This window comes from Halomarina ordinaria, from assembly GCF_030553305.1.
Taxonomy (GTDB): domain Archaea; phylum Halobacteriota; class Halobacteria; order Halobacteriales; family Haloarculaceae; genus Halomarina; species Halomarina ordinaria.
In genome coordinates, this window is sequence record NZ_JARRAH010000001.1 from 834669 (window position 1) to 846371 (window position 11703).

The 11703-nt window shown below is 71.5% G+C and carries 16 protein-coding genes; 8 read left to right on the top strand and 8 right to left on the bottom strand.

The window, feature by feature from the left end; all coding sequences use genetic code 11:
- Positions 1 to 2: 2 nt before the first annotated feature.
- The 4 genes from P1Y20_RS04565 to P1Y20_RS04580 all read right to left on the bottom strand — a co-directional run bounded on the left by P1Y20_RS04565 (position 3) and on the right by P1Y20_RS04580 (position 1218).
- On the bottom strand, positions 3 to 359 hold the full coding sequence (locus P1Y20_RS04565) for an RNA polymerase Rpb4 family protein (RefSeq protein ID WP_304447475.1): 357 nt from the start codon (positions 357 to 359) through the stop codon (positions 3 to 5).
- Positions 360 to 656, bottom strand: coding sequence for a 50S ribosomal protein L21e (locus P1Y20_RS04570; RefSeq protein WP_304447476.1), 297 nt, complete (start codon positions 654 to 656; stop codon positions 360 to 362).
- Between the two features lie 116 nt (positions 657 to 772).
- Positions 773 to 1039, bottom strand: coding sequence for an elongation factor 1-beta (locus P1Y20_RS04575; RefSeq protein ID WP_304447477.1), 267 nt, complete (start codon positions 1037 to 1039; stop codon positions 773 to 775).
- 2 nt (positions 1040 to 1041) lie between these two features.
- Complete coding sequence (locus P1Y20_RS04580; RefSeq protein WP_304447478.1) at positions 1042 to 1218, bottom strand: HVO_2753 family zinc finger protein; 177 nt, start codon at positions 1216 to 1218, stop codon at positions 1042 to 1044.
- A gap of 92 nt (positions 1219 to 1310) precedes the next feature.
- Here P1Y20_RS04580 and rtcA point away from each other — a divergent pair, with 92 nt between their 5' ends.
- The 8 genes from rtcA to P1Y20_RS04620 all read left to right on the top strand — a co-directional run bounded on the left by rtcA (position 1311) and on the right by P1Y20_RS04620 (position 8278).
- On the top strand, positions 1311 to 2354 hold the full coding sequence (gene rtcA / locus P1Y20_RS04585; RefSeq protein WP_304447479.1) for an RNA 3'-terminal phosphate cyclase: 1044 nt from the start codon (positions 1311 to 1313) through the stop codon (positions 2352 to 2354).
- Positions 2355 to 2614: 260 nt separating this feature from the next.
- On the top strand, positions 2615 to 3868 hold the full coding sequence (locus P1Y20_RS04590) for a putative manganese transporter (RefSeq protein WP_304447480.1): 1254 nt from the start codon (positions 2615 to 2617) through the stop codon (positions 3866 to 3868).
- A 51-nt stretch (positions 3869 to 3919) separates the two neighbouring features.
- Positions 3920 to 4732 carry an alpha/beta fold hydrolase gene (locus P1Y20_RS04595; RefSeq protein WP_304447481.1) on the top strand — a complete coding sequence of 271 codons (813 nt, stop codon included), beginning with the start codon at positions 3920 to 3922 and terminating at the stop codon, positions 4730 to 4732.
- A 41-nt stretch (positions 4733 to 4773) separates the two neighbouring features.
- A complete protein-coding gene (locus P1Y20_RS04600; protein ID WP_304447482.1) occupies positions 4774 to 5694 on the top strand; it encodes a TIGR03571 family LLM class oxidoreductase in 921 nt (306 codons plus the stop codon).
- A 69-nt stretch (positions 5695 to 5763) separates the two neighbouring features.
- On the top strand, positions 5764 to 6612 hold the full coding sequence (locus P1Y20_RS04605) for an NOP5/NOP56 family protein (RefSeq protein WP_304447483.1): 849 nt from the start codon (positions 5764 to 5766) through the stop codon (positions 6610 to 6612).
- Positions 6609 to 7247: a fibrillarin-like rRNA/tRNA 2'-O-methyltransferase gene (locus tag P1Y20_RS04610; RefSeq protein ID WP_304447484.1), complete on the top strand. Its 639-nt coding sequence runs from the start codon at positions 6609 to 6611 to the stop codon at positions 7245 to 7247. Before P1Y20_RS04605 ends, P1Y20_RS04610 begins: the two co-directional genes overlap by 4 nt.
- A gap of 40 nt (positions 7248 to 7287) precedes the next feature.
- Positions 7288 to 7743 carry a DUF7992 family protein gene (locus tag P1Y20_RS04615; protein ID WP_304447485.1) on the top strand — a complete coding sequence of 152 codons (456 nt, stop codon included), beginning with the start codon at positions 7288 to 7290 and terminating at the stop codon, positions 7741 to 7743.
- Positions 7744 to 7828: 85 nt separating this feature from the next.
- On the top strand, positions 7829 to 8278 hold the full coding sequence (locus tag P1Y20_RS04620) for a DUF5799 family protein (RefSeq protein ID WP_304447486.1): 450 nt from the start codon (positions 7829 to 7831) through the stop codon (positions 8276 to 8278).
- Positions 8279 to 8374: 96 nt separating this feature from the next.
- Here the strand turns inward: P1Y20_RS04620 and P1Y20_RS04625 are convergent, their stop codons facing one another.
- Genes P1Y20_RS04625 through P1Y20_RS04640 form a run of 4 tightly spaced genes read right to left on the bottom strand, consistent with a single transcriptional unit; the run spans position 8375 to position 11699 of the window.
- Positions 8375 to 9358, bottom strand: a complete 984-nt coding sequence (locus tag P1Y20_RS04625) for an isocitrate/isopropylmalate dehydrogenase family protein (protein ID WP_304447487.1) — start codon at positions 9356 to 9358, stop codon at positions 8375 to 8377.
- On the bottom strand, positions 9351 to 9956 hold the full coding sequence (gene leuD / locus P1Y20_RS04630) for a 3-isopropylmalate dehydratase small subunit (protein ID WP_304447488.1): 606 nt from the start codon (positions 9954 to 9956) through the stop codon (positions 9351 to 9353). Before leuD ends, P1Y20_RS04625 begins: the two co-directional genes overlap by 8 nt.
- The gene (gene leuC, locus P1Y20_RS04635) at positions 9953 to 11374 is read right to left on the bottom strand and encodes a 3-isopropylmalate dehydratase large subunit (protein WP_304447489.1); all 1422 of its coding nucleotides are present in this window, start codon (positions 11372 to 11374) and stop codon (positions 9953 to 9955) included. Before leuC ends, leuD begins: the two co-directional genes overlap by 4 nt.
- Before the next feature lie 40 nt (positions 11375 to 11414).
- Complete coding sequence (locus P1Y20_RS04640) at positions 11415 to 11699, bottom strand: DUF7989 family protein (RefSeq protein ID WP_304447490.1); 285 nt, start codon at positions 11697 to 11699, stop codon at positions 11415 to 11417.
- Between the last annotated feature and the right edge of the window lie 4 nt (positions 11700 to 11703).

The following is an 11703-nucleotide window of genomic DNA, read 5'->3' on the forward strand; positions in this document are numbered from 1 at the left end:
ATTTAAGCGTACTTCGCGACCGCGTTGAGGACCTCGTCGAGTTCGTCGCCCGAGAGCGAGTAGCGCTCCTGGGCGAAGACGGCGCGCAGTTCGTCGCGGTTGCGCGGCAGCAGGTCCGCGATCTTGTAGGCCGTCGCCTCCTCGACCTTCTCGAACTCCGAGAGTTCCTCGACGAGCGCGCGCGCGTCCTCGGCGCTGAGTTCGGCGAAGCGGTTGACGTGCTCGATGGCGCGGGCGAGTTCGTAGCGCATCTCGCGCTCCTCGTCCAGCGCGCGCTCCGCCTCGATGTCCGCGAGGAGTTCCTTCGCCTCCGAGACGGTGAGGTACTCCTCGTCGACGATCTCCTTGAAGATGGTCATCTATTCGTTCTGCTGGCGGCGGAGGTGGGCGGGACGGACGATGAGCGTCTTGTACTTCCCGCCGTCGTTGATCTCGACCTGGAACGCGCGGCCCTGCTCACCGACGACCTCGCCGGTGTGGCCGTTGAACCGCGGGTGGAAGCGCCCGTCGGGGACGCTGGGGTCGATCTTGAGGTGGACCTTCTCGCCCTCCTCGAACTGCTGGATGGCGCGCTGGGGCGGCGACGTACCGCGCTCGCGAGGGTCGTTCGAGAGCTTCTCTCGGGTTCCGTGGAGAGGGCCTTTGGAACTCGGCATTTGCCGTACGTTCCCCGGACAGCGTTATAAAAGGTGCGTTCTCGACTCCGTACGGTAGCGCGTGACGCCGTCGCGGTCGCTCGCGACGCGACGAACCGAGAAGGATGCGGACCGACTCAGATGCGGCCGACCTGGTCGACGCCGACGCTCTCGACGCCGTCGACGTCGGAGAACGCCTCCTCGATGGCCTCCGTGCCGCCGGCGTCGTCGGGGACGACGACCGTCGGCATGAGGGCGATGAGACCGAACGCGACGTTCTCGCGGTCGACACGGTTGATCTTCGCGCCCTCGGGGAGGGCGTTCTCCAGGCGCTCCTGGAGGTCGTCGAGGTCGATGTCGGGGTTCTGCGGCATGACCTTCATGCGGGCTGCGACCTTCCCCATCGTTACGGCCCCGTGAACCCGCACTGCGAGCACTCGTAGAGGTTGCTCTGCTTGCGGCACTTCGAACAGCGGTAGATCTGGTGCCCGCAGTCGGGGCACTTGAACGCGGCGGCGTTCGTCCCGGAGATGTTTATCCCGCAGGAGACGCACTTTCGCGATCCGCGTTGTTCTGCGCTCATATACGCCCACAGCGGCGCGCGACGTTTAATAGTTGCCAAACCCGATGGACCGGAACGCCACTGACATACCGTCGCACGGCGTAACGCCGCCGATGCCCGAGTCGCAACCGCTCGTCGTCGACGGGAGCGCGGGCGGCGGCCAGGTCCTCCGGACGGCGCTCTCGCTGGCCGCCGTGACCGGCCGAGCGGTCGACGTCGACGACGTCCGGGGGAGTCGCCCCGCGCCCGGCCTGCACCCCCAGCACCTCGCCTGCGTGGAGTGCGTCGCCGCCGCCTGCGACGCGACCGTCGAGGGCGCCGAACTCGAATCACCAGCGGTGGCGTTCGACCCCGGCCCCATCGGCGGCGGTGACCTGCGCTACGACCTCCCCACCGCCGGGAGCGTCTCGCTCCTGTTCGACGCGCTCCTCCCGCTGGCCGTCGCGCTCGACGCCCCCCTCACCGTGACCGCGACGGGTGGCACCGACGTGAAGTGGTCGCCGCCGCTCGCGTCCCTCCAGCACGTGAAACTCCCGCTGCTCGCCCGGGTCGGCCTCGACGCGACGGTGACCCGCGAGCGGACGGGCTTCTACCCCGCAGGCGGTGGGAAGGCGACGCTCACCGTCCGCCCCTCGACGCTCTCGCCACTCTCGCTCACCGAGCGCGGGCCGCTGGAGCGCGTCGCGGTGCACTCGCGGGCCTCGGCGTCGCTCGCGGGCGCGGAGGTGGCCGACCGACAGGCGAACGCCGCGGCCGAGGCGCTCTCGGCGGTCGGCTTCTCGACGACTATCGAGGAGGTCGCGTACGACGACACCGCCTCCCCGGGGTCGTCGCTGCTGCTCGTCGGCGAGTACGGGGGGACGCGACTCGGCGTGGACGCCCTCGGCGAACGCGGGAAACCCTCGGAGGCCGTCGCCGCCGACGCCGTCGAGGCGTTCGAGGACCTCCACGAGGCGGGGGTGGTCCTCGACCCCCACCTCGCGGACCAGTTGCTGGTCTTCCTCGCGCTCGCGGGCGGTGACCTGCTCGCACCGGCGATGACCGACCACCTCCGGACGAATTGCGACGTGCTCTCCGCGTTCGGCTACGAGGTGACGCTGGAGGAGCACCCGGACGGGACCGCGCGCGTTCACAGTGCCGGGGAGCGTTCGGACTGAGGCACCGTCCACTCCGTTCGTGGAGAGGGTGTACTCGGCCACCGTCCCGTCCGCGTCGGAGACGGACGCTGAGTGTTCCGTCAGTCGTTTCAGCCGCCCGTCCCAAGCGTCGGTTGACGGCGTCGGTCACGTGTAAGGCGGACCCGTGACGCCCGATACGACACAGTTGTCAGGGACCGAGAACCTTCCGCCACCTATTTGGTGTACGGTGCTAAATCTATTTTTAGAGATGTCTAATTCGTCGCTGAGGAGGGACCGTCATGCTTGACGAACTCCTCGAAATCTTCGTCTTCTCGGTGCGAGACGGCTTCGTGCAGGTCAGCGCGTTCGTCGCGGTGACGGTGCTGCTGTTCAGCTACGTCCAGTACAGGACCGACGGCCGACTCGTCCGCGAACTCCGGGAGCACGAGCGTGCCCAGCCCCTCGTGGGGGCACTGATGGGCCTCACGCCCGGCTGTGGCGGCGCCATCGTGATGATGCCGCTGTACGTCCGCGGGACGGTGAGCTTCGGGACCGTCGTCGCGACGCTCATCGCCACCGCCGGCGACAGCGCGTTCGTCATCCTCGCGCTCGCCCCCGAGGCGGGGCTGTACGCCTACGGTATCGCGTTCGTCTCGGCCGTCCTGTTCGGCTACGCGGTCGACACGGTCGGTCTCGGCGTCGGGCGCATCGACCGGGCGGTCGACCGCATCCAGACGACGATGACCGACGGCGGCGCCACCACGAACGCGGTCCACGCACCCGGCGGCAGCCACGTCCACCACTACGAGGACGCCACCGCCCAGGCCGCCCGCGACCCGGAGGACCCCATCGTCGAGGACGCGGCCTGTGCGGCCGAACCGACCCGCGACTCCCCGCTCCTGCGCCGGGTGACCGAGGGTGCGCTCGCGCTCTGGTGGGTCGCGGCCGCGGGCGGCCTCGTCGCGGGCGTGCTCTACCTCGCGCGGGGCGCCCCGGACGTCGCGATGGTCGTCGCGCCGAGTTTCGCCGGCGCGTTCACCGTCTTCGGCATCGTGGGAACCGTCGTCTCGTTCTACCTCTACTTCGTGGGCCGGCACTACGTCGGCCACGGACGCATCGGGCGGGGTGAGAACACGTTCGCCAACGTCTACGAGACGCTCACCCACGCGGCGATGGAGACGTCGTTCGTCACGGTGTGGGTGCTCGCGGCGTACCTCGCCTACGAGTACCCCGTCGCCCTGTTCAACCTCGACATCGCGGCCATCGCGGCCGCCGCGGGCCTCCTCGCACCCGTCGCCGGCGCCGCCCTCGGTCTCATCCCCGGCTGTGGCCCGCAGATCGTCCTCGCGACGGCGTACGCCGAGGGGGCCATCCCCTTCTCGGCGCTCACCGCGAACGCCATCAGCCAGGACGGCGACGCGCTGTTCCCCCTCATCGCCATCGACAAGAAGGCGGCCGTCATCGCCAGCATCTACACGACGATTCCGGCACTCGTCGTCGGCGTCGGCCTCCACGCCGTGCTCGGCCCGATGTTCGGCTTCGGCGTCCTCTGACGACCGACTCCCGCGGATTTTTCGTCCCGACGCCGCTCCTCCCGGTAGCCAATGTCCGACGCACTCGGCGACCTCGACGGCCACCCCTTCGTCCGCGTCGACGGCGAGGGGACGCCGCTCGTCGTCGTCGTCGGCCTGAACGACCCTCTCCTGCGCGTGACCGACGCGCTCTGGTTCGCCGCGAGCGTCGCCGCCCTCGGCCGACGCCTGCGTCGGCGCGGCTACCCCGGCCCCGTCTACCTCCTCAGTCGCCCCGTCGGCCTCCCGCGCGACGCCACTACCCGAACGCTGGCCGCCGACCTCGGGGAGGTCCTCGACGCGAACGACCTCGCGCCCGCGAACCTCCTCGGCCTCTCGATGGGCGGGTTCCTCGTCCAGCACCTCGCCGCCGACCGCCCCGACCTGGTCGAGCGCGCCGTCTGCGGACTGGCCGCCGACCGCCTCAGCCCGCACGGGCGACGCACCGTCGAACGCTGGCGGGCGTGGGGCGCGGCGGGCGAGTGGGGGCGAATCTACCGCGCCGGGAGCGACGTCGTCGCCGTCGGCGCCCTCCGTCGCCTGCTCCGCGCCGGGACCTACCCCTACGAGCGACTCGCGAGCGTCCCGCCCGCCGCCGTCGACTTCGACGTCTCGGCGCGGGCGTCCCTCGCACACGACGCCGGCGACCGACTCGCCAGCGTCGACGCTCCCACGCTCGTCGTCGGCGGGACGCGCGACCCCTTCTTCTCGGAACGGGCGTTCCGCCGGACCGCGGACGGCCTCCACGACGGACGGTTCGTCCGGCTCGACGGCCTCGGCCACGAGGCGGTCATCTGCGCCGGCGAGCGCTTCGACCGCCCCGTCGTCGACTTCCTCGCCCCCTGAGAAACCGCAGTCCCCATACGCCCGGCCCCCGACGTCCGACCGTGACCGACGGCCACGAGAACGCCGGCTTCGAACGACTGTTCGGCAGCGACCGCCTCACCTTCGGGGCGGGCTTCCCGCTCACGGGCGCCCGGGAGTCGCGTCCCGACGTCGGGCGGGAGATGACCCTCGCGGCGCACGCGGAGGCGGTCGGGTTCGACGCGCTGTGGGCGCGCGACGTCCCCCTCTACTGGCCGCGCTTCGGCGACGCGGGCCAGACCTTCGACCCCTGGACGTGGCTGGGCCACGCCGCCGCCCACACCGACGAGGTGGCCCTCGGGACGGCGAGCGTCGTCCTCCCGCTCCGGCACCCCTTGCACGTCGCCAAGAGCGCCGCCTCGCTCGACCGGCTCTCGGACGGACGGCTCGTCCTCGGCGTCGCCACCGGCGACCGCGACCCGGAGTTCCCCGCGTTCGACGTCGACATCGAGGACCGCGGCGAACTGTTCCGCGAGAGCGTCGCCTTCCTGCGAACCGTCTGGCGCGAACGGTTCCCCGAGGTCGACTCCCCCTGGGGGTCCCTCTCGGGCGACCTCGACCTCGTCCCGAAGCCGACGACGGGGACCGTCCCTCTGCTCCCGACCGGCCGCGCCCGCCAGTCGCTCGAGTGGCTGGGCGAGCACGGCGACGGCTGGCTGTTCTACCACCTCCCCGAGTCGACGCTCGAATCCTACCTCGCCGACTGGCGGCAGGTCGCTGGCGAGAAACCCTACGCGATGGCCGTCCGCACCGAACTCGCCGACGACCCCGGGGCCGGCCCCGACCCCCGCCACCTCGGCTACCGCGCCGGCAGCGAGTGGTTCGTCGACTACTTCCGGGGGCTCGAGGACCTGGGCGTCGACCACGTCCTCGTCTCGCCGACGGGCGATGACCCCGAGGCGGACCTCGCGCGGTTCGCGGAGACGGTCGTCGAGCAGGTGTAGCGCCGGTCGTCGCTCCGTCGAGTCGCCGTATCGGGACGGATATACCGCTCCGCCGGGTAGGAGCGAGGCATGAACGGCGGCACCTCCCCGGGAGGGGGCGGCTGGTTCGACGGACTCGACCCGGCCGACGACGACGGCGCGGTCGCGGCGATAACCGACGGCGAGGCCGACGGTCCACGGGAGTGGCCGGCGCTGGCCGTCGAGGCGGGTTACGCCGAGACCGAGTCGGACTACTACGACCGACTCCACGAGGCGACCCGGCGCGCGACCCGCGACGCGGTCAGGGAGCGCGAGCGGGCCGACGACCAGCAGTTGAAGCACGCGGTCCGTGCGATGGACGACACCGAGCGCGTGGCGAACGAACTCGCCGAGCGGGTCGCCGAGTGGGCCGGCAGCCGCTACGACGACCCCGGGACGGGCGTGCCCTACGCCCGCGCGCTCGCGCAGCGGGAGGTAACCGACCCGACCGACGAGCGCCTCGTCTCGCTCGCCGGGCGCGTCGCCGACCTCGCCGACGAGAGCGCGGCGCTCCGGGCGTCCATCGAGCGGACCGCGCCGGACGTCGCGCCCAACCTCTCGGCGCTGGCCGGCCCCGTCCTCGCGGCGCGGCTCATCGCGCTCGCGGGGAGCCTGGAGACGCTGGCGCGCAAGCCGAGCGGGACCCTCCAGGTCCTCGGCGCCGAGGACGCGCTGTTCGCCCACCTGCGAGGCCACGGCCCCTCGCCGAAACACGGGGTCATCTACGTCCACGAGTACGTCTCGGGGACGCGTCCGGGTCAGCGCGGGTCGGCCGCCCGCGCGCTCGCCGGGAAACTCTCCATCGCGGCGCGCGTCGACCACTACTCGGGCGACCTGCGCCCCGACCTGGCCGACGAACTGGACGCGCGCATCGAGCGCATCCGGGGGCGGGAGTCGTGAGCCTCCCCGAGGGCGTCGAGCGCCGCACCTTCGACCTCGGCGAGTCGGGGAGCGAGACGCGACTGGCCACCCGGGGGGAGCCGGTGTACGGCGAACCGACCGACGACGGGTGGCGCCTGTGGGACGCCCGCCGCTCGAAACTCGGCGCGACGTTCGAGAAGGGACTCGACACCGGCCTCACGGGCGGCGAGACGGTGCTCTACCTCGGCGCCGCCTCGGGGACGACGGTGAGCCACGTCGCGGACTTCGCCGGGCCGACCTACGCCGTCGAGTTCGCCGCCCGGCCCGCGCGCGACCTGCTCGCGGTGACCGACTCCCGCCCGACCCTCTTTCCCCTGCTGAAGGACGCCCGCGCCCCCGAGACGTACGCCCACGTCGTCGAACCCGTCGACGCCATCGTCCAGGACGTCGCCACGCGCGGCCAGGCGCGGGTAGCGAACGCCAACCGACAGTTCCTCCGGGAGGGCGGGCGCCTCCTCGCCGCGGTCAAGGCCCGGAGCGAGGACGTCACCGCCGACCCCGAGCGCGTCTTCGAGCGCTTCCTCGACGACCTCTCGGGCTACGAGGTGGTCGAGACCGCCCGCCTCGAACCGTTCCACGACGACCACCTCGCCGTCGTCGCACGGCGGGTCTGAACCGACGCACCCTTTTGCCGTCGGACACCGTACGGGAGGTATGAGCCTCGACGTACCGGCGCCCGAGCCACCGGAACTCCAGCACGCGCTCGACCCCGACGACTACGCGGACGCGGACGTCCAGGGCGACGAGTACCGCCGCGACGAACTGGAGGAGTTCCTCCGCGATGGCGCCTGGGAACGGGCGTTCGACGAGTGGGCGGAACACGCCGACCTCGACGAGTCGGAGTGGGCCATCGTCACCGACCTCGGTCTCGTCTCGCGCTACGACTTCTTCTGGGACGACTTCGCCGACCGCGTGGGGTATCACGCACCCGGCCTCCCCGAGGACTGGCGCGAGCGCGACGTCCACCCCGACCTCGACTCCTGGGGGACCGTCTCGGCCATCAACGCCGGCCTGACCGAGCTCGGCCAGGTCGTCTCCGACGTCCTGAAAGACGAGTACGTCGACTGGGAGTCCGCCTTCGAGGCACCCGACGACCTCCCCGACTTCTGACCCGCCGTCGGACAGGTCGGTGCTCGCAGTGCCAGCGCGTGCATACACCGGTTTCATACGATATCGCTGCGAACGCCGAGACACAATGAGCGACTGGAACGACCGCATCGTCGGCGCGCGCATGGCGGTCGACCGCGAGTTCGAGGGCCGCATCGCCGACTCGGAGTTCTCCCGTCAGCAGTGGGGGCTCGTCATGACCGCGACGGAGTTCGAGATCGAGCACCCCGCCTCGCCGGAGCGCGCACGCGTCGTCGCGAACACGGCACACCTCCCCTCGGTGGTCCCCGAACTGGAGCGCATGGAGAGCGAGACGGCCGGCGTCCCCGGCGGGGGCGGGCGTTCGGGCGGGGGACTCATCGACTCGCTGAAGGGTGCACTCGGCCTCGGCGACGACGAGGACGCCTTCGGCGAGGCCAAGACCGACCGCGCCGAGGCGCTCGTCGCCGAGTACGCCCAGCGCCTCCAGACGCACCTGAAGGAGGACGGCCGGTGGGAGGAGATATGCGCGGCCGCGGCGAGCGACCGCGGCGTGTGACGCCGGCGTCGAACGCGAGTTCTCCGAGGTCTCGGAACGCGTGAGAACGAGTGGCGTAGCGACCGCGTCGGCGAAGCAACCGAGGTCGTCAGGTCGTCAGTCGAGGCGGTCGACGACGGCCGTCGTCACGTCCTCGGTGGTCGCGTCGCCGCCGAGGTCGGGCGTTCGCGGACCGTCCTCGAGGACGCCCTCGACGGCGGCCCTAACCCGCGTCGCTTCGTCGTCGTAGTCGAGGTGTTCGAGCAGCATCGCCGCCGAGAGGATGGCCGCGACGGGGTTCGCCACCCCCTCACCGGCGATGTCGGGGGCGGTGCCGTGGACCGGTTCGAACAGCGCGTTGTCCGACCCGACGTTGGCGCTCGGCAGGAGGCCGAGGCCGCCGACCAGCCCCGCCGCGAGGTCCGAGAGGACGTCGCCAGCGAGGTTGGGACAGACGACGACGCCGTACGCCTCGGGCGAGAGGGCGAGGTGCATCGCCAGCGCGTCCATCAGCGCCTCCTCGTGGTCGGCGCCGCGCTCGTCGGCGACGGCGCGCACCGCGTCCAGGAACTGCCCGTCGGTGGTGCGCATCACGTTCGCCTTGTGCGCGACGGTCACGTCGTAGCCGTGCCGCTCGGCGTAGTCGAAGCCGAACTCGGCGATGCGCCGCGAGGCGGCCTCGGTGACGACGCGCGTGAGCGTCGTGACGCCCGGCGCGATCTCGCTCTCGATGCCCGCGTACACCCCCTCGGTGTTCTCCCGGACGAACACGAGGTCCGTCTCGGGGCGGAGGGCGTCGACGCCCGGATAGGCGCGCGCGGGTCTGACGTTCGCGTAACTCCCCACCGCGGCCCGCAGCGGGAGGATGACGTCGGCGGCCGACTCGCCCGCCGCGCCGAACAGCGTGGCGTCCGCTCCCTCGACCGTCTCGACCGTCTCCTCGGGGAGCGGGTCGCCGGTCGCCTCCAGGACGGCGTCGCCCGCGTCCGCCTCGACGAACGCGAAGTCGGGAGCGAGGGCGTCGAGGACGCGCACGGCGGCCGGGGTGACCTCCCGTCCGATGCCGTCGCCGGGGACGACGGCGATGCGCGCGTCAGCCATCGAGGTAGGGGAGGGAGGCGGCCGTCGCCGCGATTCGGTCGTCGTTCGCCGCCATGAGGGCGGTAGTGTCCCACTTGCCCTCGACCAGCGCGGAGTGCTGGGTGTCGTCGACGGACGCCTCGACGGTCGTCTCGCCGTAGCTGACGCGCTCGTCGGCCACGTCGACCGTGATGGTCGCGTCCGGGTTCGCGTCGACGAAGTCCTGGAGCGCGTCTATCGACTCGGCGTCCGCCGTGAGGGTGGGGATGCCGAGGGCGAGGCAGTTGCCCGCGAAGATTTCCGCGAAGCTCTCGCCGACGACGCAGTCGATACCCCAGCGCATCAGCGCCTGGGGGGCGTGCTCGCGCGAGGAGCCACAGCCGAAGTTACTGTTGACGACCAGTATCGAGGCGTCGCGGAAGCGTTCCTCGTTGAACGGGTGGTCCTTCTCCTCGTCGTCCTCCGTGTAGCGCTGGTCGAAGAAGGCGAACTCCCCGATGCCGTCGAAGGTGATGACCTTCAGGAACCGCGCCGGGATGATCTGGTCGGTGTCGATGTCGTCGCCGCGGACGGGGACGCCCGTCCCCTCGACGCGCGTGACGCGCTCCGCACCGCTCATGCGACGGCCACCTCCGGCAGTTCGCGCACGTCCGTCACCTCGCCGGTGACGGCGGCGGCGGCGACCATCGCCGGACTCATCAGTATCGTCCGGCCCTCCGGACTCCCCTGCCGGCCGACGAAGTTGCGGTTCGAGGAGGAGGCGCACACCTCGTCGCCGACGAGCTGGTCCTCGTTCATCCCGAGGCACATCGAACAGCCGGCGCCGCGCCACTCGAAGCCGGCCGCGCGGAACACCTCGTCGAGGCCCTCGGCCTCGGCGGCGCGCTTCACGCGCTGGCTGCCGGGGACGACCATCGCCCGGACGTCTGGGTGGACCTCTCGCCCCTCCACGACGCGGGCGGCGTCGCGCAGGTCCGAGAGCCGCGCGTTCGTGCAGGACCCGAGGAAGGCGACGTCGACCGGGTAGCCCTGCATCGTCTCGCCCGGCGAGACGTGCATGTGCTCCTGGGCGCGCCGGGCCACCTCGGCCTTGCTCTCGGGCAGGTCCGCCGGGTCCGGGATGGGGTCGCCGATGCCGACGCCCTGTCCGGGGGTCGTCCCCCAGGTGACCATCGGTTCGAGCGCGCTCCCGTCGAGTTCGTACACGTCGTCGTACTCGGCGTCGTCGTCCGACCGGATGGACGCCCAGTACTCGCGCAGTTCCGCGAAGCGCTCGGGGTCGTCCGCGAACTGGTCGGTCTCGCGGAGCCACTCGAAGGTGGTCTCGTCGGGGTTGACGTAGCCGGTCCGCGCGCCCGCCTCGACGGACATGTTGCAGATGCTCATGCGCCCCTCCATCGACAGCGACTCGACGACCGGGCCGGCGTACTCGTAGACGTAGCCGACGCCGCCGTCGGTGCCGAGGTCGCGGATGACCGCGAGGATGACGTCCTTCGCCGTGACGCCCTCGCCGAGTTCGCCCGTGACGCGTATCTGGCGCACCTTCTTCTTCTCCAGGGCGAGACACTGCGTGGCGAGCACGTCGCGTATCTGGCTCGTCCCGATGCCGAAGGCGACGGCGCCGAACGCGCCGTGCGTACAGGTGTGGGAGTCCCCGCAGACGATGGTCTTGCCCGGCTGGGTGAGTCCCTGCTCCGGCCCGATGACGTGGACGATGCCCTGTCGACCCGTCTCCGGGTGGTCGAAGTCGATGGGGCGCTCGCCGACGTTCGATTCGAGCGCGCTCATCATCTCCTCGGCGGCGGCGTCGCGGTAGGGCCGCGACTGGTCCTCGGTCGGGACGATGTGGTCGACCGTCGCGTGCGTGAGGTCGGGGCGGGCCACCTCCAGGCCGCGCTCCTCGAGCATGCCGAACGCCTGCGGACTCGTCACCTCGTGGATGAGGTGGAGCCCGATGAACAGCTGGTCCTGGCCGCTCGGCAGCGTGGTGACGCGGTGGCGGTCCCACACCTTGTCGTAGAGGGTTCCTCGGCTCATCGTCCCGTCCGTACGCGACGTACGGTATTCGTCCGTATCGTCACTGCTCCTCGTCCTCCGGCTCGTTCTCCTCGCCGCGCTCGTGGACGCGGTTCGCCCCCTCGCCGTGGGGCGGTTCGTGGTCGACGTCGCCGAGGGTCTGGCGGTCGCCCGAGCGCTCGCGCGTCGGGTCGCGCCCGCCGTCGGCGGCGACGGCCGGGCCGCGCTCGTAGACGACGCTGTCGCCGAACGCCTCGTCGGTGTAGGGGTTCGTGTGGTTCACGTCGCCCAGCGTGGGTCGCGGTCGATTCCGATGCTCCGTTCCGGTGTCGTCTCGTCGTGCCATCTGT